Source organism: Hyunsoonleella flava (assembly GCF_004310325.1).
GTDB lineage: Bacteria > Bacteroidota > Bacteroidia > Flavobacteriales > Flavobacteriaceae > Jejuia > Jejuia flava.
In genome coordinates this window covers 107,027-128,521 of record NZ_SIRT01000008.1, presented here as the reverse complement: position 1 = coordinate 128,521, position 21,495 = coordinate 107,027, and the positions used below count along the sequence as shown (strand labels likewise).

General features: G+C 34.1%; 17 protein-coding genes. 7 read left to right on the top strand and 10 right to left on the bottom strand.

Annotated elements, in window-relative coordinates; translation table 11 throughout:
* Positions 1 to 30: 30 nt before the first annotated feature.
* The gene (locus tag EYD45_RS10550) at positions 31 to 867 is read left to right on the top strand and encodes a GIN domain-containing protein (RefSeq protein ID WP_130964516.1); all 837 of its coding nucleotides are present in this window, start codon (positions 31 to 33) and stop codon (positions 865 to 867) included.
* Positions 868 to 1,060: 193 nt separating this feature from the next.
* Here the strand turns inward: EYD45_RS10550 and EYD45_RS16755 are convergent, their stop codons facing one another.
* Both EYD45_RS16755 and EYD45_RS10545 read right to left on the bottom strand, forming a co-directional pair.
* Positions 1,061 to 1,231: a hypothetical protein gene (locus EYD45_RS16755; RefSeq protein WP_165453927.1), complete on the bottom strand. Its 171-nt coding sequence runs from the start codon at positions 1,229 to 1,231 to the stop codon at positions 1,061 to 1,063.
* A gap of 3 nt (positions 1,232 to 1,234) precedes the next feature.
* Positions 1,235 to 2,626, bottom strand: coding sequence for a purine-cytosine permease family protein (locus EYD45_RS10545; protein WP_130964515.1), 1,392 nt, complete (start codon positions 2,624 to 2,626; stop codon positions 1,235 to 1,237).
* Between the two features lie 257 nt (positions 2,627 to 2,883).
* Here EYD45_RS10545 and EYD45_RS10540 point away from each other — a divergent pair, with 257 nt between their 5' ends.
* The 4 genes from EYD45_RS10540 to EYD45_RS10525 are packed head-to-tail and all read left to right on the top strand — an operon-like array spanning position 2,884 to position 6,395.
* Complete coding sequence (locus EYD45_RS10540) at positions 2,884 to 3,636, top strand: (Fe-S)-binding protein (protein WP_130964514.1); 753 nt, start codon at positions 2,884 to 2,886, stop codon at positions 3,634 to 3,636.
* Between the two features lie 3 nt (positions 3,637 to 3,639).
* Positions 3,640 to 5,007: a lactate utilization protein B gene (locus EYD45_RS10535; protein WP_130964513.1), complete on the top strand. Its 1,368-nt coding sequence runs from the start codon at positions 3,640 to 3,642 to the stop codon at positions 5,005 to 5,007.
* Positions 4,973 to 5,578: a LutC/YkgG family protein gene (locus EYD45_RS10530; RefSeq protein WP_165453926.1), complete on the top strand. Its 606-nt coding sequence runs from the start codon at positions 4,973 to 4,975 to the stop codon at positions 5,576 to 5,578. The genes EYD45_RS10535 and EYD45_RS10530 overlap by 35 nt, the downstream gene beginning before the upstream one ends.
* Positions 5,579 to 5,618: 40 nt before the next feature.
* On the top strand, positions 5,619 to 6,395 hold the full coding sequence (locus EYD45_RS10525; RefSeq protein WP_130964511.1) for a carboxylesterase family protein: 777 nt from the start codon (positions 5,619 to 5,621) through the stop codon (positions 6,393 to 6,395).
* A gap of 81 nt (positions 6,396 to 6,476) precedes the next feature.
* On the opposite strand, the gene aldA is transcribed toward EYD45_RS10525, so the two are convergent.
* From aldA to EYD45_RS10495, 6 genes are all read right to left on the bottom strand, one after another.
* Positions 6,477 to 7,916: an aldehyde dehydrogenase gene (aldA, locus tag EYD45_RS10520; RefSeq protein WP_130964510.1), complete on the bottom strand. Its 1,440-nt coding sequence runs from the start codon at positions 7,914 to 7,916 to the stop codon at positions 6,477 to 6,479.
* Positions 7,917 to 7,969: 53 nt separating this feature from the next.
* Positions 7,970 to 9,118 (bottom strand): alpha-hydroxy acid oxidase, encoded by a 1,149-nt coding sequence (locus EYD45_RS10515; protein ID WP_130964509.1) that lies wholly within the window; start codon positions 9,116 to 9,118, stop codon positions 7,970 to 7,972.
* A 5-nt stretch (positions 9,119 to 9,123) separates the two neighbouring features.
* Positions 9,124 to 10,413 (bottom strand): class II aldolase/adducin family protein, encoded by a 1,290-nt coding sequence (locus EYD45_RS10510; RefSeq protein ID WP_130964508.1) that lies wholly within the window; start codon positions 10,411 to 10,413, stop codon positions 9,124 to 9,126.
* Between the two features lie 61 nt (positions 10,414 to 10,474).
* Positions 10,475 to 11,851: an FGGY-family carbohydrate kinase gene (locus EYD45_RS10505; RefSeq protein ID WP_130964507.1), complete on the bottom strand. Its 1,377-nt coding sequence runs from the start codon at positions 11,849 to 11,851 to the stop codon at positions 10,475 to 10,477.
* Between the two features lie 8 nt (positions 11,852 to 11,859).
* Positions 11,860 to 13,140: a sugar isomerase gene (locus EYD45_RS10500; RefSeq protein ID WP_130964506.1), complete on the bottom strand. Its 1,281-nt coding sequence runs from the start codon at positions 13,138 to 13,140 to the stop codon at positions 11,860 to 11,862.
* Between the two features lie 112 nt (positions 13,141 to 13,252).
* Entirely contained in the window at positions 13,253 to 15,358 is a 2,106-nt protein-coding gene (locus EYD45_RS10495) for a bifunctional aldolase/short-chain dehydrogenase (protein WP_207303310.1), read from the bottom strand.
* A gap of 619 nt (positions 15,359 to 15,977) precedes the next feature.
* On the opposite strand from EYD45_RS10495, the gene EYD45_RS10490 reads away from it, so the two are divergent.
* Both EYD45_RS10490 and EYD45_RS10485 read left to right on the top strand, forming a co-directional pair.
* A complete protein-coding gene (locus EYD45_RS10490; protein ID WP_130964505.1) occupies positions 15,978 to 17,024 on the top strand; it encodes a GntR family transcriptional regulator in 1,047 nt (348 codons plus the stop codon).
* Positions 17,025 to 17,093: 69 nt separating this feature from the next.
* On the top strand, positions 17,094 to 18,140 hold the full coding sequence (locus tag EYD45_RS10485) for a GntR family transcriptional regulator (protein WP_130964504.1): 1,047 nt from the start codon (positions 17,094 to 17,096) through the stop codon (positions 18,138 to 18,140).
* Between the two features lie 44 nt (positions 18,141 to 18,184).
* Here the strand turns inward: EYD45_RS10485 and EYD45_RS10480 are convergent, their stop codons facing one another.
* Positions 18,185 to 20,686: a heparinase II/III domain-containing protein gene (locus EYD45_RS10480; protein WP_130964503.1), complete on the bottom strand. Its 2,502-nt coding sequence runs from the start codon at positions 20,684 to 20,686 to the stop codon at positions 18,185 to 18,187.
* Entirely contained in the window at positions 20,683 to 21,489 is an 807-nt protein-coding gene (locus tag EYD45_RS10475) for a DUF1961 family protein (protein ID WP_130964502.1), read from the bottom strand. The genes EYD45_RS10480 and EYD45_RS10475 overlap by 4 nt, the downstream gene beginning before the upstream one ends.
* Between the last annotated feature and the right edge of the window lie 6 nt (positions 21,490 to 21,495).

Here is a 21,495-nt window from a genome sequence, read left to right as displayed (position 1 = left end):
TTTGCGTTATGCTTTTTAACCCTCATTAAAATGATAAGATATTTTTTAGCATTAGTTCTAGTTTTGGTAACGTTTACCGAAACATACTCCCAAAACCCAGATAAAATAAAAGGAAACCGTTTAGTTTCTATTGTAATTACTGAAATTAATGCGTTTCATACCATTGCTTTAGATGAAGATTTTGAAATCGATTTAATCTACAACAAGATACCATCGGTAGAAATTGAAACTGATGAGAATTTACATGAAGTGATTGATTTTATGGTAAAGGATAGTGTCCTATACTTTAATAAATTGAAAAGAATAACATCGAAAAAACGCTTAAACATTAAAGTAAGTTATGACGATTTTTTACAGCATATTGAAGTTACTGATGATGCAGAAGTAAACGGGTTAACACCTCTAGATTTGTTTTATGGCTCATTGAAAACTAGTGGTTCAGCCAAAGTAGCCCTAACAATAAAAACGAATAATTTCAATTTTGAAAGTGCAGATAAAGCAAAAACCAAATTGAACATAACAGCAGACACCTGTGCTGTAAATATGCGCGGTAATGGCAAATTAGAAGCTTTGGTAAATGCTCCAAGCGTAAACGCCAATATATACGAAAGAGCTAACGCAGTTATTGAAGGTAATTGCGATACTGCAAGCTTAGAGTTGGACAATAATGCACAATTAAACGGAAAAAACTTTACGATAAATACTTGTAACGTAGTTTGTAATATTTCCAGTGATGCCTATTTAGAAGTAATTAAAGATATTACTATTGATGCTACAGGTACAAGTTCTATCTATTTGTATCAAAACCCTAAGATTACCATCAATAGTATGACAGATACTACAAAACTTCAAAAGAAAGTAAAATAAACGTCATTTACAGAAAAACAAATCGAACTAAGACAATAGTATTACATTGCTCATTATCTTAGCAATCAAATTGACTCGTTCAAGACAAGTTCGTTTTTTGTTACATTTTTTAAGCACTATTACCTGAAATTTATCGGCAAGCCCTATTTTAGATAAGCGCTTTATTACTATTAAAAAAACATCTTTTAATAATCTACTCCTCTTCTTTCATCCAGAAGGGTGTAGTAGCAAACCATAGGATTGTTCCTACTAACATAAGCGTTTTCATATTGGCCACCTCTATAGTACCTAAGAATGAAAGTATGCCTACCAGCAGTATCAAAACGCTAATGGATAAGACACTAATCAATTTTAGTATTTTCATAATTTAAGATTTTTGAAGTTTCATAATAAGTACATATAACACGCTGGAAGCGATCCAACAAGGTATCACTGCATAAGCAGGAAATAATCCTTTTGCAAATATAAAGTACAAGCCCAAAGCTACGGGAATGGTCCAAGCTAATAAAACAGCTACATTGAAGCTAGATCCCTTTTCATCTGCATAGTCTTCGGTAAAGCCCATTTTCTTTGCCAAGTAATGGTTAACAAAAATTACCCCTCCCATAGGTCCCAAAATGGTACCATACAAACCGACAAAATCAAGCAACTTACTAGATAGTGTTGGAAAAATACCTGCAACAGTAGCCACAACACCAGCTAAAATTACGCCTGAATAGGCTTTTGCCTTAGAAGAAAACAAACTTTGAAACGCAAGACCAGCTCTATAAATGGTTGGGTTGGCGGTTGTCCAACCGGCAATAATAACACAAATAATTCCAGTCCACCCTACTACACTCCAAGCTAAAGCTCCTGGATTAGCAGAAATATCGCCTGTTAATTTTATTTGGGCTGCTAGCATTAACGAAGCACAAATCCATGCCATGTAGTGTCCTAAAAACATCCCTATAGAAGGCCCCCATCCTGCCCGACTATCCTTGGCAAAACGCATAATACTCAAGTCAGACATTCCAAAATGCATAGCAGCATTACATAACCACGCGAAAATTACAATTTTCCAAAAACCAAAATCTACCTTACCATTAATAGACTGTACCACACTTATTCCTTGATCCCATTCTGTTAGAAGACTTTTCCAAGAATCAACCTCCATTTGAGACATTGCAGATATCCCACAAGCAGCAAAAACAATAATCATCCAAGGCGCAGCAATATTGGCAAATTTAGAAACCATATTGTAACCAGCAGCTGCTACAATGGTCATTACTATACCTACGATAATAACAATTCCTGAAAACGCGGCACTACTTAAACCAAAGATACTCTCAGGAACAGAAAAACTTATATCGAACGGAACCCCGACAGCACTAGCAGAAACCGTAATCATGGCGCCCGCTAAAAAACAGAAAAGTACCCCATTCACAACATTATACACCTTTACAAGATGCTTTCCTGCTATTTTTTCCAATTGATAATATAAGGTCAATTTTTTTGATACAGCTATAGGAGCTACTATATATCTCCAGGTAAGTATAGCCAGAATATTACCAATAAACAATCCCAGTATTAAATCTTTCAAACTGGCTCCTGCAGCTAAAAACAAGGGGCCAATCATAAATTCAGTACCTGCAGCATGTTCACCTGCATACATCCCTAAAAAAGATTTCCATCCCTTTAATCTAGATTTTGGCACAGGGGTTCTTTCAAATTCACCTACTGCTAATTCTTCATAATCGTCGTCAATATTGTGTTGGATCATAAGTTCTTACGGTTTAATTAGTTAGTTGTATTGAATAATTTATAATACTCATGAAAACGAAAATAGGACGTCCATCAGGTTTTTGCATCCTGTACTGTTCTGTTACTAAAAAATTCCTAAATACGAATAAGAACTTGAGTAACCCTGTAATTAGAAATTATAAAAATCAAAACTGCATTCTAAAATACAGGTCAGAACAGGACAGTTTTTGTCACAATTTAAGATATTTTTAATTAACTAAAACTTCACTAAACTAAATGACTAATAGCGCCATAAAAGTCGGATTATTTATCCCCTGTTACGTTAATCAATTATATCCTCAGGTCGGTATTGCAACGCTTGAACTCCTTGAGAAATTAGGAGTTGATGTGTATTACCCCGAAGGACAAACCTGTTGTGGTCAACCTCTTGGAAATTCAGGATACGAGCAAGACTCCAAAGGCATTTGCAACTTATTTGTTAAAAATTTCAATGACTATGATTATATAGTTGGGCCCTCTGGAAGTTGCATCTATCATGTAAAACATCATTTTGATATTTTAGAACAAACGCCTGAGGTAAAACGCGTTAGAAATAATGCTTATGAACTTTGCGAATTCATTGTAAAAATTCTTGGAAAAACAGATTTAGGTGCTTCGTTTCCTCACAAAGTAGGATTGCATAAAAGTTGTCATGGTTTGCGCGGACTTAAATTAGGAAAGTGTTCTGAAGTACAAGGCGAACATTACTCTACTGAAGAAGATTTACTAAAAGAAGTAAAAGGCTTAGAACTGATGGCACTTAATAGAAAAGATGAGTGTTGTGGTTTTGGTGGCACCTTTGCTGTTTTTGAGGAAGCAATTTCTTCTAAAATGGGAAAAGATCGTGTGCAGGACCATATAGATAGTGATGTGGAGGTACTTACTGGCGCAGACCATTCCTGCTTGATGCACATGGAAGGGATTGTAAACAGAAACAAACAACCACTTAAGGTGATGCATATTGCCGAAATACTAAATAGTAGTTTATAAGTTATGGGGCACGCACAAAAAGCAACGGAATTTAATAAAGACGAAGCAAAAGTAAATTGGCATGATAAAGCTTTGTGGTACGTTAGGGAAAAACGTGATAAATCAGCACATAATGTTCAAGGTTGGGAATATTTAAGACAACTAGGGTCTGGCATAAAAGCTAATGTTTTATCAAACTTAGATAAATATCTCATTCAATTTGAAACAAATGCAAAAAATAATGGTATCCAAGTGCATTGGGCATCAAACGCTGAAGAACATAACACTATCATAAACAGTATACTTGAAAAACATAATGCTAAAAAAGTAGTAAAAAGTAAATCTATGCTAACCGAAGAATGTCATTTGAATCCGTTTTTGGAATCAAAAGGCATTGAAGTTGTGGATACAGATTTAGGTGAGCGTATTGTACAATTGGCTGAAGAACCACCAAGCCATATTGTATTGCCCGCGATACATAAAACCAAAGAAGATGTTGATGTGTTATTTCAGGAGCATTTAAACACTAAACCTAGTGGTGGAAACCCAGAATATTTAGTTGGTGAAGCTAGAAAACATCTTAGAGACAAATTCCTTAATGCCGATGTAGCCATTACTGGTGTAAATTTTGCCGTAGCAGATACCGGTGGTGTTGTAGTTTGTACAAATGAAGGCAACGCAGATATGGGCGTACATTTGGCCAAAGCTCATATTGCTTGTATGGGCATTGAAAAAATTATACCCCAAGAAAAACACTTAGGTGTATTTTTAAGATTGCTTGCCAGAAGTGCAACAGGGCAACCCATTACAACCTATTCTTCACATTTTAACAAAGCTGAAGAGGGTAAAGAAATGCACATAGTTATTGTGGATAACGGAAGAACCGAGCAACTAAGTAGAGAAGACTTTAGAGCCTCACTTCATTGTATACGTTGTGGTGCTTGTATGAACACCTGCCCTATTTACAGGAGGAGTGGCGGCCATAGTTATGATTATACAATTCCTGGGCCTATAGGTTCAATTCTTTCACCAGGAAAGGATTTAAAAAAGCACAGTTCGCTGCCATTTGCATCAACCTTATGTGGTTCCTGCTCCAATGTTTGCCCTGTAAAAATTAATATTCATGAACAGCTCTATAAATGGCGCCAAATTATTGTTCAAGAAGAAAAGCAACCCATTGTAAAAAAATCAATTTTAAAAACTGCTGGTGTAGTTTTATCAAAACCTAAGCTTTACAAAATGGCAGGAAAATCTGCTCGATTTGCATTAAAACATGCACCACGATTTATGATTTACAACAAGTTAAATGCTTGGGGTAAAGCCAGAGACTTGCCTGAAGTAAAACATGAGAGTTTTGATGAATGGTATAAAAAAAGACGTAAAAATGAGTAGAGAAGCCATATTAAAAGCAGTAAAAAAGAATAAACCTGAGGTACTTCCTTTACCAGAAATTGATGAATCGGCATTTCAGGAAGATATTGATGTAGTAAAAACTTTTAAGGACAATTTAGCTTTAGTTGGCGGACAAGTTTTTGAGATTACTACTGATGCTATTGACGCTAAGATTAAGGAGCAGTACCCAAATAAATCAACTATTGTTGCTACAACAACTAAATCTAACCTGGGTAATGTTGAAATTGATAAAAACACTGATCCGCATACACTTGAACATATTGATTTAGCCATTGTTGAAGGAGAACTTGGTGTTTCTGAAAATGGTGCTATTTGGATAACGGCAAATAATAGCTTGGTACGTGCACTTCCTTTTATCACCAATGATTTAGTTATCATTCTAGACAAGCGTAATATTTGCTTGCACATGCTAGAAGCCTATGATAACATTGCTAAAAGAGATAGAGATTTTGGCGTGTTTATATCAGGACCGTCTAAAACAGCAGATATAGAGCAATGTCTTGTAGTTGGTGCTCACGGCGCTATGAGTTTAACGGTTTTATTGGTTTAAAATATTGTCAATAGAAATTTAATAACATAAATTTTAAACAATGAAAAAATTAGCTTTTAGCATATTTACTTTTCTTTTACTTACCAGTTTTCAGCAAACGCCAGATATTGAAAAGGCACTTAATGAAATAAACAACACTTTTAAAAACATGGAAGTAAGTTTGTTACACTGGCCTGAAGACTTACAATCTAAATTGGGTAATCTTAAAAAAACTGCATTCATAGCTTTCCCAAAGAAAGAAATTAAAGGTAAGCTACCACTTCTTATCACATTACATGGTGGTGGTGGAAAGAAATGGAGTATTGAAGAACAACTTAAGCGTTCCGCTAAAGTAAAAGGACTATCTCTTGCTGAGTTAGCTGGTAAAGATTTAATGCTATTAGAACCCAATTCTTTTGAAAAATGGGATCCTAAAACACTGAATATCATGTTAGATTACATACTTGAGACCTATCCTCAAATAGACCAAAGTCGTATTTATGTTATGGGACATAGTATGGGAGGTCGAGGCTCTTGGGAATGGATACAGCAATCTCCAGAACGTTTTGCAGCTGCAGCTCCAGGAGGATTTAGTGGTGTTTCTGATAATGATAGTTTTGATAAACTTGCTAATTTTCCTGTATTCGGGATGGTAGGTGGAGAAGATGGAAAAAACGTAGCTTCAGTAAAAAAAATGACCGACCTGTTAAAGGCCGCAGGCAATAAAAATGTAAAGTATATTGCTTTTCCTGGTGCCAATCATCCACAAGGAAACAAAAAACTATTTAGTCATGTAGAATGTGTGGAATGGATGCTTAACTTTTCAAATAATAATTAGATAGTTTTAATACTTTAAATAAAAAAGCTCAGCTATTATTAATCTATAGCTGAGCTTTCTCTTATATATTAAATAATACTTCTAGTAGTATTTAGCGTAAACTACTTTTGTATGTAAATATTCTTCCATACCATATTTACCATCAGCTCCACCAACACCAGATTTTTTCCATCCAGCATGAAATCCTTGAATAGCTTCAAAATGTTCTCTGTTTACATAAGTTTCTCCAAAATGAAGTCCATTTGTAGCCTTCATAATATTATTGAAGTTTTCAGAAAATATCGATGAAGTTAAACCAAATTCTGTATCATTAGACATCGCAATCGCTTCATCTAAAGTATTAAACTTCATTACTGGTAATACAGGACCAAAAACTTCTTCTTGAATAATTTGACTATCCTGACTACAACCTGTTATTACAGTTGGCTCATAAAAGTAACCTCTATCAAATTTATCTGGTTGACCACCACCAACAAGTACCTCAGCACCTTCTTTCTTAGCAAACTCAACCATTTCAGTAATTTTATCTAATTGATCTTTAGATACCAAGCTACTCATATCAGCATTAGTTCCTGTAATAGCATCTTCAATGGTAACTTCGCTCATTTTCTTAGTGAGCTTGTCTACAAATTCATCATAAATACTATCTTCAACATACACGCGTTCTGCACAGTTACAAACTTGTCCGCTAAAAATAACTTTAGAAGATACCACAGAATTAATAGCTAATTCCATATTAGCATCTGCACAAACAATAGCAGGTGCCTTTCCTCCTAACTCTAACGATACTTTTGTGATATTTTCCGCAGCTGCAGTAATTACTTTTTGTCCTGCACCAACACTACCCGTTAAACTGATAATACCTGTAATAGGACTTGCAGACAAGGCATTTCCAACTGTTCTACCTGCACCACAAACAAAGTTTAAAACACCGTCTGGTAATTCAATTTTTTGGATAAGGTCAGCAAATTCCATAATGGTATTTGGTGCTTCAGAACTTGGTTTAATTACACAAGTATTTCCTGTTATTAATGAAGCTGCAACTTTACGTGCCATTACGAAAAATGGAAAATTCCAAGGACAAATACCTACTGCAACTCCAATTGGCACTTTATGTAAATAAATATGTTCTTTTTCTCTATCACTTTGAATAATCTCACCTTCTATACGTCTTGCCCAACCTGCATTGTAATCAAAATAATCAGCTGTCACATCAATTTCAACTTGTGCTAAACCAATAACTTTGGCTTGTTCTCTAGACAATGTTTCAGCCAAAAACACTCGGTTTTCTCTAATAACATCAGCCATTTTATGTAAATATGCTGCTCTTTGTATTGCCGGTAACGCTTCCCATGCTGGTTGTGAGGCTTGTGCCGCTTCTAAAGCATTATTAGCATCTTCTACGGTTCCTGTTGATATAGTACTGATAACTTCTTCTGTACATGGATTTAAAATCTCAATAACAGAAGTAGCTTTGGAGTCAATAAATTGGCCATTGATAAATTGCTTGTAATGCTTCATGATATATTAAAGTTTGGTTTAGTTAGTATCTTAGAATTATCTAAGGTTTTATTCTATTTTATCAAGTGATTAGGAAAATCGCTCGTTGTCTCACAACATAGCTGCTCCATAACTTGCTGCAATTCTGTTTTTAATAAAGAAATTGTGTGGTTACCTCCTTTTTTACCAAGTGCTGACACACCATACATAAAAGAGCGCCCCATAAAAGTGAATTTAGCACCACTAGCCATTGCTCTTGCTACATCTGGCCCTGAGCGTACGCCACTATCCATCATCACCTCTATTTTGTCTCCATACTTTTCAGCAATAGTAGATAAAGGCTTTACTGTAGATTGACCAGCATCCAATTGACGACCTCCGTGATTGGAAACAATAATACCATCCAGTCCTAATTTGATTGCCTCTTCTGTATCATACTCAGAAGCTACACCTTTTAGTACCAACTTACCTTTCCACATATCTCGGATAGGCTTTATTTTTTCTTCGTTTAGTCTTCCACTAAAAGTTTGATCCATAAATTTACCTAATTGCTTTAAATCCAAGTTTTTAGGCATATATGGTTTTAAGGTTGCAAAATTAGGAATACCATGTTTTAAAGTTTGTAAACTCCAATGTGGATGCGTGAAACCCTCTAAAATATTTGCTAGATTCATTTTTGGTGGCATTGCCAACCCATTTCTGATATCTCTAGGTCTAAAACCAAAAGTTGGTACATCACAAAGAATAACCAAAACTGGACATTCCGCTACTTCAGCTCGTTTGATAATATCATCACGTAAGCTATTTTCAGTAGGATGATACAACTGAAACCAAGCCTTGCCTTCCGTTAGTTCACTAGCTCTCTCTATACTTGTTGTTGTTACAGTACTTAAAATAAATGGGATATTATGCTCAAATGCCGCTTTTGCTAAAATTTCTGGTGAATTAGGCCACATTAAACCTTGTAAACCAACTGGTGCAATACCAAAAGGTGCATCATACTCCACACCGAACAACTTAGTTTTCAATGAAGAACCATGATGCTTTCTTAAATAATTAGGCTTAAGTTGTACTTCCCTTAATTCCGCAGTATTTCGTACTAAATTAACGTCTTCATTACACCCACCATCAAGATATTCAAATGCAAATTTTGGTATCTTTTTTTGAGCTTTGGTTCTTAAATCATCAATTGATGGATAACGTGTATCAAAACTTATTGCCATATTTTTTATGCTAAAAATTTCTTTCTTAAATCTTCTACCTGTTCATCATTTATAGGTACCATATCACCTAATGAATTTCCGAGTACTATGGATTTTGCGCTAAATTCGGCAACTTCCAAATAGTCAAAAGTTTGTAGCAACTTATCTCCAGTAATAATTACAGAATCATTTTCAATAATTAAAGCAGTAGGACAGTTATCTACAATATCTGAATTATTATTCTTTCTGAAATGACTTCCATACTCAACAAAATTAATATCCTGTAAAAATATCCAGCTCTCTGGGATAGTTCTTACGTTAAGATATTCTGCTGTAACTCCAAAAGCCATGAGATATGGTGATTGTGTCATGATAATGGAATTGACATCAGGGTTTCTATTATAAATCTCTTGATGCATCCATGTAGCTCTACTTGGTATTTTTCCAGCCTCTCTATGTCCATCTTTTATTTGAACGATATCATCTAAATCTAAATCCCATCGATTAACATTGGTTGGTGTAATTAAAAAGTCGTTGTCTTTCCAACGCATAGACACTGTTCCATAGGAACCAATCATTAAACCTTGTTGACAAGAACGCTGTACTATTTTACAAATTTCTAAGCGTTTTTCCACTTCATCAGAAGTATAGTCGGTAGCTTCCATTTCTGGCAACACACCAGTAGCCTGAGATTCAAATGCGTCTATTTGTTCGTCTGATAAATATTTTGGTGCTCCTATTTGCGATCCATATATGATAGTTCTTGCACAAAACTCTAAAGCCTCAAAACGTTCGTAAGCATCTGTTAAATCACTTCCTCCTAAAACGGTTCCATGATTTTCCATTATAACAGCTTTGTATCCCTTTTTAAATTCATCTGCAATCACATCTCCTAAATCTTCACTACCAGGAAGTCTATACTTTGCGTATCCTATCGGACCGCATATATGTTTTGCTTGAGAAATAATATTCGTGTTAGGAATTTGACGCACGATACTAAACGACACCAAAGCTGGCGGGTGTGCGTGAATAACTGACTTAATATCTGGTCTTGCCTCGTAAATGGCCTTATGGAACGGAAACTCAGATGACGGTTTATGCTTACCGATGATGGTTCCATCCTGTTTTACGCATATAATATCCGACGCTCTTAAAGACCCTTTGTCTATTGCTGAAGGTGTTACCCAAATATCTCCTTGCTCATCTATAATAGAAATATTACCACCAGAAGTTGTGGTCATTCCCCTTTTATAAACTCTGCTGATGATTTCTGTAATTTGATCTCTTGGATGAACTAATTTTATGTTTTTAGACATTTTATTTTGATTTGGAAATAATGTTATTTATTTAATTTTAAACTAATTATAATTACTTGGACTATCCATTAACTATAAAAGGCACATGCTTTTTAAGAGCATAATTTTGCTTTAAAAATTTCGAATTCAGTTTCTTATCTGAAATTGAAATAGCCGCCCCTAGTGCTGAACCAAGGGACGCATCTGTCGTACTTAACTTCTTATCGTTAAAATTATGTGATAGGAGTTTTATATAAATATCGTTATTACTAAAACCGCCGTCTACATATATACGTTTAATTTCATCACTACCTAGTGCTTCTTTAATACACTTTATTTGTAATAGCACAAGTTCCGTCATCATTTGATGATAAGCATGCTCATACTTATCAAAATAAAAAGCTGTCTTTTCAGGCATATTATCGTCCGTAATACTTTCCCATTTGAAACAATACTTAAAATCCTTCATAATCTCAAGATACGTGTCGTAATCGAAACTAACTGTTTGGTGATATTCATCATTTACGCCAAAGTGCTTGTTGAGTTTTTCTACTTGCAATTTATATTCATTCCCTAAAAATATACGTGCAGCTCTAACTGGCCTTCCATTAATCCGCATATAATTCAGAGTATCATTTTTAAATGCATCATCTAAAATTTGATCTCCGGCAAAAGGATTAAACACAATACTCCAAGTACCTGTAGACACTAAAACAAACTTCTTCTTAATACTTCTTACATAGGGTAATAAGGCTGCGGAACTGTCATGAATACCCACACCAATTTTTATTCTATTACCATTGTAATTCATGTTTACGCTAGTTTCAGTTGAAACTATTGGAGGTAATATCTTGTCTATGCCTTCTTTATAAACCCAATCATGATAGTCTTTCTTTCCAAAATCCCATAATGCTGTATGGCAGCCAATACTGGTATATTCGCTTAAAGGAATTCCCGTAAACACATAACTTAAATACTGAGGCAAGTGCAATGAGTATTTGATTTTAGAAAAAACCTCTGGTTGAGAATATTTTAACCAATACAATTGTAGTCCAGAGTTAAGCATACTTAAATCCACACATCCGGTAGTTTTAAGAAATTCTTCTTTAGGTCCGTACTTCTTAAAGAACGAATCTACAATGTTGCTTGGTAATGGCTTTGTATAATTGTAAAGCGGTGTTAGGGGCTTTCCGTTTTCATCAATATGTACAAAACTGGCACCGTAAGTTGAAAAGTTGATAGCCTCTACATTAAACTCCTTTTTCTCTAGGATACGATCGAAAACTTTTTTTAACCATTTTTTTAGTGCAGGAAGGTTTTCTGTTGGGTGCCCATCTTCATCTTCTATTTCTTCAAAAGAAATGTATTCCTTATGTACTTCCTTAAATTTTTTGTCAAATAGAAAAAACTTTTTATTTGTTTTTCCAATGTCAAAAACGGCGGTTACTTTTTGTTTCATTATTGTGGTTATAAACCGGTTGCTACAGTATGTTTACCTCTTTCTGAAATTAAACTGCCTCTTACATTTAGCTCACGGTATGCGTTTATTGGGCTTAATGCTCCTCCTGTATTTAGGCGTGCCTTTTCTAATAACGGCCTAACGTCTGTTCTGTAGGCACCCTGTAAAATTTCTTGACATTTTACAACATCGTTATCAATTTGTGCTGCTTTAAGCGCGTTTTGATCAATCAACATTGCTTTTGCGTAAGCTTCCTGAATGGCTTCTAGCGATTGTATCAAATCTTCCAAAGGGTCTTTTACATTATGGCTTGCATCTATCATCCACGCTAAATCTGGGTTTTGTGGGTTGTTTTGCATACCATACACCAACTCGTTAAAGATTAAGAATAAGGCGTAAGGTTTGATACTACCTACCGTTAAATCATCATCTCCATACTTACTGTCATTAAAGTGGAAACCTCCCAACTTACCTTTTAACTGTAAAATTGATACAATTTGCTCAATATTTGAGTTTGGTAAGTGATGCCCCAAGTCTACTAAGGTATAAGCTTTATCTCCGCAACCATTTGCCAACATTAAAGACGCGCCCCAATCTTGAATTACCGTACTATAAAAGTTTGGCTCATAAGGTTTATACTCTACCAACAACTTCCAGTCATCAGGTAATCCTTTATAAATATCTATTAAGCTATCTTGTGTATTTTGGAAAGCGGTTTGGAAATTATTTTGTCCAGGAAAGCAAGAGCCGTCAGCTAACCAAACTGTTAAAGCTTTTGAACCAAGTTTGTCTCCTATTTTAATAACATCTAAGTTATGCTGAATAGCTTGTTCACGTACAGCTTTGCTTGTATTACTCAAAGAACCGTACTTATAGCTCTCTGCAGCATCTTTTTGATCTTGAAATGTGTTTGAATTTACAGCATCGAATTTAATATTTAAAGCATCTGCTTTTTCTTTAATTGCTGCATAATCTGAAGGGATATCCCAAGGAATATGTAACGACACAGCCCCTGCGGTTTGTGTTAAACTATGTAAAACACCTATATCGTCTATTTTTTGCTCAAGGCTTGATGGCTCCCCATAAAATGAAAAACGTCCAAAACGTGTTCCTCCTGCCCCTAAAGCCCAACTTGGTATTGCAACTTGAAAGTCTGATAGTTCTGAAACAATTTTAGAAACGTCGTGCCCATCTTTGCTTAACTTGTTTGCTAAAAAATCATAGCTCTCCTCATGATTTTTTAAGTTCTTTTTGTTGTTTTCGAATACTTGTTCTTGCTGAATTTTCATGTTTTTTTAACCTTTAAAAGAAAAGAAACTTCCATAAAACTGTAAAAATTTTAAGGAAGTTTTCTTTTTAAACTAACTAAACTAATCAAACTATTATTACTTTTATTTATATCTATCTAACAAAGGCATTTGCCATTCCACCATCCACATTAATAATGTTTCCAGTAGATTTGTCAAGAATACCTACAAGAGAAAATACACCATTTGCGATATCATCTGGCGTGATTATTTCGTGTAATAAATTTCTTTTTGCATAGAATGCTGGCAATTCCTCAACTGTAATTCCATTTGCCTTGGCTCTTCCTTCTGCCCAGGCGCCTTCCCATATTTTACTTCCTACAATAACCCCATCTGGGTTTACTGTATTAACTCGTACTTTGTCTTTTGCTAATTCTGCAGCTAATAAACGTACCATATGTTGTTGCGCCGCTTTTGCAGTGCCATATGCTACATTATTTGGTCCAGCAACTAATCCATTTTTACTGGCTATGGCTATATAATCGCCTCCGAGCCCTTGCTTACGAACTATTGCAGCAAATTGTTTTGCTAAATCGAACTGTCCTTTTACCAGAATGTTCTGTAAAATATTCCAATCTTTATCTGTTGTGTCTTCTAAAGGTTTAGAAATTGCTAAACCTGCACTATGTACAATAATATCTACGCCTCCAAACTCAAGAACAGCTTTTTTGTATGCATTAGCAATAGAATCTGTGCTTGTTACATCGCAAATTGCATAAGAAGACACATCTCTTGCGTAAGTTCCGTTCGCTTCAATTAAAGCGTCTTCATTAATATCCGTAAGTACTACGTTTGCACCTTCAGCAGCCAACTTATCAGCAATTGCTTTACCAATTCCGCCACCTGCACCAGTAACCAAAGCTACTTTTCTAGATAAGGGTTTTTCTTTTGGCATACGTTGTAATTTAGCCTCTTCCAATAACCAATACTCAATATCAAAAGCTTCTTGTCTTGGTAAAGACGTATATTCTGTTATAGCTTCCGCACCGCGCATTACATTAATTGCATTAATATAAAACTCGCTTGCAACACGTGTAGTTTGTTTGTTTTTTGCAAAACTGAACATACCCACTCCAGGATAGATAATAATTACTGGATTTGCATCTCTAATTGCAGGACTGTTATCTCTTTTACAAGTATTGTAATAATCTACATACTCTTGACGATATGCCTCAAATGCTGGCTCTAACTTAGCTAAAATTGCATCCGCATCGGATAAATCCTCGTTTTTATCAAGATCTAATACTAATGGTTGAATTTTAGTTCTTAAGAAGTGATCTGGACAAGAAGTTCCCAATGGAGCTAATCTTTCTAAATCGTGACTATTAATATACTGCATCACAACATCTGTATCTGTAAAATGACCAATCATTCTATTTTCAGATGATGCCAAACCTCTTAATAAAGGCATTAATTGAGCCGCTTTTTCTAAACGCTCTTCCTGAGGTAAACTTTCAACTTTTTGACCACCAAAAACTTCACCTTGCTCTTTTAGCTTCTTTTCTATGTATTCAGAAGCCATTTCAATAACCTCTAAACTATTCATGTAACACTCATAAGACGTATCTCCCCATGTAAATAAACCATGGCTACCTAAAACAATACCTCTAATTCCAGGGTTATCAGCTAAACATTTTTCTAACTGTAATCCTAAATCGAAACCTGGTTTTTGCCAAGGCACCCATCCCATAGTGTCACCCCAAATTTCTTTAGTAACTTTTTCGCTATCTTTTGCAGCAGCAACCGCAATTAAAGCATCTGGGTGCAAGTGATCTATATGTGCAAAAGGCAATAGACCGTGTAATGGTGTATCAATAGATGGTGCTTTACTATCTAAATCGTAAATACAATGATTAAATAAACCAACCATTCTATCTTCATCATGTAAACCTTGGTAAACATTTTTTAAATCACGTAGTCTTCCTGTATATAAACCTGCAATTCCAGAACGTGTTAAAGTACCAATGTCTCCACCGGACCCTTTTACCCACATTACCTCAACTTCTTCGTTTGTTAATGGGTCTTTCTCTATGGTTTTGCAACTTGTATTACCTCCACCGTAATTTGTTATTCTTAAATCGGCTCCTAATATATTAGAACGGTATAAAAATAAATCCACTTGGTTATCACCTAGACTATCAGCCTTTTTTTCATCCCAAAGGTAATCTACGTATTTAAAGTTTTTGGTTATGTTTTCCATATTTATTGTCAAAATAAGTTTTATCAATTCAAAAATAGAGTAGCAGTGTATTATTTCTATCCTGTACTATACTGCAAAGCTTAATATTATCTTAAAATTACACATTATTATTTTAAACATATCAAAAAACAACCCCTTTCTATTTTGTCAATCATCATTTAGAGACGCATCTTGTTAGAAGAGATAGACCTTAAAAAAAATTATAGCCCGATTTACTATCTATCTGATTGCAAATAACATAGAAATAACACGTGCAGGATAGCACAGGACTATTCCCAACCCGCTTAGCAATATCTTTGTTACTTATTTCAAATACCTAGAAGATAATTTTCAATTAATTGCATTGATACAATACGTTGGTGTTTTTAAACCAATAAACAAAATACTCAATAGAATAAAGCACTTTCAGTCAAATGAACTGCCTGTTGCATTAAAAAGTATTTATGACAATATAGTAACATATAAACTGGGCATTTATAAAGAACAATAAAAAGTAGTATTTAGGTAAAGGCACGTTACGGTTGTGATGCTCCCAAACTCTAATCGTAAAGCTTTTTTTAGATGAACTTCGCTTTATTTATTAAATAATAAGTGCGTCAATTTAAAAAGAAACCAAATCATGGATTTATATAAGTATATTAAAATAGATGAAGATTCTAGGATACCAAAATACCAACAAATCGTAGACTCTATTATTGATAATATTTCTAGAGGGAATCTTAAAATTGATCAAAAAATACCATCAATAAACAGATTTAGTGAAGATTTTTACCTTTCAAGGGATACAGTAGAAAAAGCTTATAGTATTCTTAAGGAAAGGAACATTATCTCCGCCATACGAGGAAAAGGCTACTATGTTTCAAGAACAAAACTAATTAAGAAGATTAATATCCTATTCCTCATAAACAAATTGAGTTGGTACAAAATGGAGATCTATTATTCATTTATAAACAGCATGGGGCCAAACTCTTACACAGATCTTCATATTTATCATTGTGATGAATCCTTATTTTTAAATTTACTTAATAAACATAAAAAAGCATATGATTATTACGTAATAATGCCGCATTTTAAAACCAAAGACCATGAGCACATAAGCACAACCATTCCAGTATCAAAAGCGTTAATCAAAATTCCAAAAGATAAGCTTATCATATTAGGGAACAAAAAAACACCTATTAAGAACAATATCATCACTGTATATGAAGACTATGAAAATGACATTTATAATGCGCTAAAAGATGGTTTTTCAAAAATTTCAAAGTACAAAAAAATAGTTTTAGTATACCCTAAAAAAACGGTTTTCCCCTATCCAAAACAAATAACACATGGATTTATGAAGTTCTGCGTAGATCATCAACTAGATTTTGATATCATTGATAAGGTTTATGATGACATGGTGCTTAAGGATGGCGATTTGTTTATTACAATTGAAGAAGATGATTTAGTAAATTTAATGGAACAAACTAGAGATAAAGAATTTATCTTAGGAACTGATATTGGTATCATTTCTTATAATGACACTCCCCTGAAAGCACTTCTTGGTATAACGGTAATATCAGCTGATTTTAAAGCAATGGGAGAAAAAACATCATATATGATTTTAAATGGTGAAAGGGGAGAATATAAAGTACCTTTTAATTTTATTGATAGAAATTCTCTATAAACAAGGATTTTTTTGTTCTTTGTTGAAAAATATGCTATCTATGTTTTAATAAATGCTTAGATTAGAATCATGGATATATATAAATTCATAAATATTGACGAAAATTCTAGGGTTCCTAAATACCAACAAATCGTTGATTCCGTAATCACTAATATATCAAACGGTAATTTCAGTATTGATCAAAAAATACCCTCGATAAATAGATTTAGTGAAGAGTTTTATCTTTCAAGGGATACCGTCGAGAAAGCATATAGCATTCTCAAAGAAAGAAATATCATCACTTCGATTCGTGGCAAAGGATTTTATATATCAAGAACAAAATTAATTTCTAAAGTCAATATTTTATTCTTAATAAACAAACTAAGTAATTATAAATTAAGAACTTACAACCATTTCATTAATTCTATAGGTGCTAATTCGCATACCATTTTACATGTATACCATTGCGACGAAACTCTGTTTTTGAATATTTTAGAAAAAAACAAATCGGCCTTTGATTATTTTGTGATAATGCCTCATTTTAAGACTGAACATTTAAAACATGTTAGTTTCACTGAAAAGGCTCTGAAAATTTTAAATAAAATCCCTAAGGAGAAATTAATAGTATTGGATAACCTTAAACCTAACTTAAAAGGTGTTTTAGGGGAAGTTTATCAAGATTTTGAAAATGATATTTATGAAGCCCTAAATAAAGTTATTAATAAAGTAAAAAAATACGAAAAACTTATATTAGTATACCCCGAAAAATCCGTTTACCCTTATCCGAGAAGAATTTTACATGGTTTTAGGAAATTTTGTGTGGAACACAAACTAGACTTTGAAATACTTCATAAAGTCTATGAAGACATGATTTTAAAAAAAGGAGACTTGTTTATAACCATTGAGGAGGCTGACTTAGTAAATTTAGTGAAACAAGTTAGAGAAGACGAGTATACACTAGGTAGCGATATTGGTATTATTTCATATAATGAAACACCACTAAAAGAACTATTGGGTATAACTGTAGTTTCTACTGATTTTAAAGTTATGGCAGAAATTGCTGCCCAAACTATTTTAGATAAAAAGAAAACTTCTGTAAAGGTGCCGTTTCATATTATAGAAAGAGATTCTCTTTAGGAAATATTTATTTCAGGCATTTTCAATATTGCATAAGAAATCATTTAATGATAGCTTTTATAATATGCTTTATTAGGATCAACAACAATTTTTTCATTCCCATACTTCAATGTTTCACCATCGCCAATATAAATGCTTTGTAATTTTTCGTTTTCATCCAAAGTAATTATAGCGAAAGTCCCTTCAAAATGAATAGTATCACTTTGATACACTTCATCTTTCGATTGCGTAATTATGTATTGCACCAGAACCTCAGTAGGCGTTTCACTTATAATTTTTAAACCTTTGTAACGTCCGTCTTGTTCAATTTTATCAACTGACTGTATAGAAGGGTTTTCTTTTTCATTAAAGGGCTCATAAACTACCACAAACGGATTATTCCAAGCTTCACCTTTATTACGAATTACCAAAGTTGGCGTGAATTTTTTATGATAAGGCTCCGGGGCCTCAAAAGTAGTTGGTGCTTTTACTTTGGTGTAAGTTCTGTTTTCAAATCCTGGAATGTGCAACTGCATAAAGACAGCGCCTTGAGACAATCGCTTTGTATGAAAGGTAGCTTTTACATCTTTTTCATAAACTTTTGAAGTCCTTACATTCTCAAAAAAATGCCAGCCAGGGTGTTTATATGTTTTATTACGTTTCCAAGGCAAACTTGCATTTGCCATGTATCTGTCTGGCGTCTTTTTAAAATCTAAATCCTTGTTTTCAAAAACCAATTTGTCGCCTATGTTGTGATACAGATAATCGTGATACTCGTTTGGAAGTCTGGATTTTGAGCGAAATACATCTACATAATACCCCGTGTTTGGAGACGTTCTAATTAAAGCCAACGTACGTTCTTGTGTAGCCTCTGCTTTGTCACCCTTATCATCCTCAAAGCTTGTTTGACTGAAGGAATGGTAAGGTGACACACCTTCCTTACCAACTTCAGGTTCCATAGCAATAAGTTGTACACTATTCATTCCTAAATTAACCCATCCACCTTCACCTTGCGAGCTCCCGTTTACGATAACCGTGTTATGAGCTGCGAAAATCCTAGAATAGTTTTCATGAAGATCTACACCATAGCGTTTTCTGCCGTTATCTACGCCTAGAACTTGTCCTTCACCATATAACTCCATATCCATACCTCCCGCATGTCCATGTACCATGTGTGCACCGCCAACAAAACACATTAAACCATCTTTTGGATTATTTGTGCTACTTAAATTGCGTTGTAAAACAATACCAGCATGATACACTCTATCAGTCCTTGTTAAGTCTATAGTGGTAGATTCATTATCAAAACTATCATCATACCAAAATAAAGCCTCAGTCCCTTTTCTTTTATATTTCCCATTGTCAATTGCCTTATTAATAAGTGGTGCAAATTTATTTTGTATTGTCATTAATTCATCCATTTCAGCCAAAGCATATGCATTTTCATAAGCTTCATAAGGTGCATGAGCAGACCTATGTCCATCTCCCCAGCGCACAATTTCGTTATTAGGATATATGAAATAATCTAACCGAGGTAAGGCATGTAAAACATTTACATATCTTTCTCCTAATTTTAACATTGGATTGTATTTATTAACCACCAACATTAATCGTGCTAAAATTGATGTCGTATGGTTTAAATATTGAGAGGTTTCTGGCCAGATATCACCTTCATTTTTATAATTTTTTACCATGACATTTAGCGCATCTTGATTATCTGTACTTTCTGTTAAAAAATAGGATAACCACTTTTCGCGCTCATTTTCATCATCCATGGCTAAGGCATTAAATACTAAACTTGGTGCTTCTAAGGCACAATGGTTTGAACCTGTTTGCCCATAATTTACCGTAATGTTTGCGTAGGCTTTAAATACCTTTTGAGCTTCTTCAAAAGGAAAATTTACTTTTTCGTTTTTAATGATATCAAAAGCCTTCCCCTCTTTTTTAAGATAAGGATGAATAAAATCATAAATTAATGGCAGTCTGAAACCTATCACACGTACTTCACGAAAGCCATCATACGGAAATAACCAACCGCCTCTACCTCTCCAAGTAGATACTTCGGATTGCTGTACAGATTTTACAAATGAATATAAAATGCTACTTGCCACGTGGGCATATTTCTCATCTTGGGTTAGATAATACATCTCGCTGCAATCTAATGCCACTTGTAAATATCTAATTAAAAGTTCGGCTGGTTTCCAGTCTTCATCAGTAGCATTATCCAGATTTTCTTGAACACCATTTCTTATATGTGTTGTTTTAAAAAAAGGCGGAAACTTATTGTTCTTTTTTTCGCTCCAATTAAAGGGTAATTGTTCGATGTAAGATTTTGGATCCTTGTAAAATTCTTTGACTTGAACATCAGCCTTAAGTTTTAAATCTAAATAGATTTCGTTAGCCCATTCTTGAGTATTTATTTTTTCAAGAATTTGATTGCGTTCACTTGATTTTACTAATATAAAAGGACGTTCTAATTGTTGCGAAGTAACTCTTAAAGATAAGAACACAAATACAATTAAGAGTAGAGCCCCTAAAGAGTAATTTGTTTTTTTTGTTATTTTCATTTACTGTAAATTTTAAAATTCTTGTATAAAGAAGAACGCGTGTACATTTGGCGTAAACCAACACGACCTTCTGTTATCGGGCTAACATTTGAAATATCCCATTTAAAAAGCTCAATACCATCTTTACTTTCCATCTTAAAAAATAAATGTTCATTAGTTTTTATAGCTGTAATATGGTAGGTTTGTCCTGTTTTAAAAAAGCCTTGTTTATCATAGGATGGCTCTATTTGTGTTACTTTGAAAGGTTCATTATCCGGCTTAGGATATCGTCTGGCTCTCACATAATGAAAGGAGTTATCATTATTTCCAAATGCTGAATAACTAATATGAAACAAATTCATATTCTCGAAATAAGTTCGCATTGCAGGGACTTCTCGCTGCTTCTTCCATTTAGAAATATCTTTTTTATAAATACCTTCTTCATCACCTGTGGCTTGAATATATAAAATATTTACACATTTAGTAGCGCTATCTGTTCTGGTATAATCGTATTCAATTTTAATATCTCCATTAAAAGACTCATTTGTCCACAGTACTGCATGATGTGCATCGTTTTTATATTCTGGCCCTGCTTTAAAGTACATCCCCCTTTTTGAATTTTCAACGGTTGCTATTAAACCATCTAGCGCCCATTGTTTTGTCCAATCGTATGTGCAATCATCTTCAAATACTAATTCCCAATCTTTAGAGTGCTTTAGATCAATAAAGTCAAGTGAATCATTCTGTCCGATAATCTGTAAAGAAAACAGGAAGGCTATTATTTTTAATAACCTAACTTGATATTTTATTGAATAATTTCTCATGGTTGT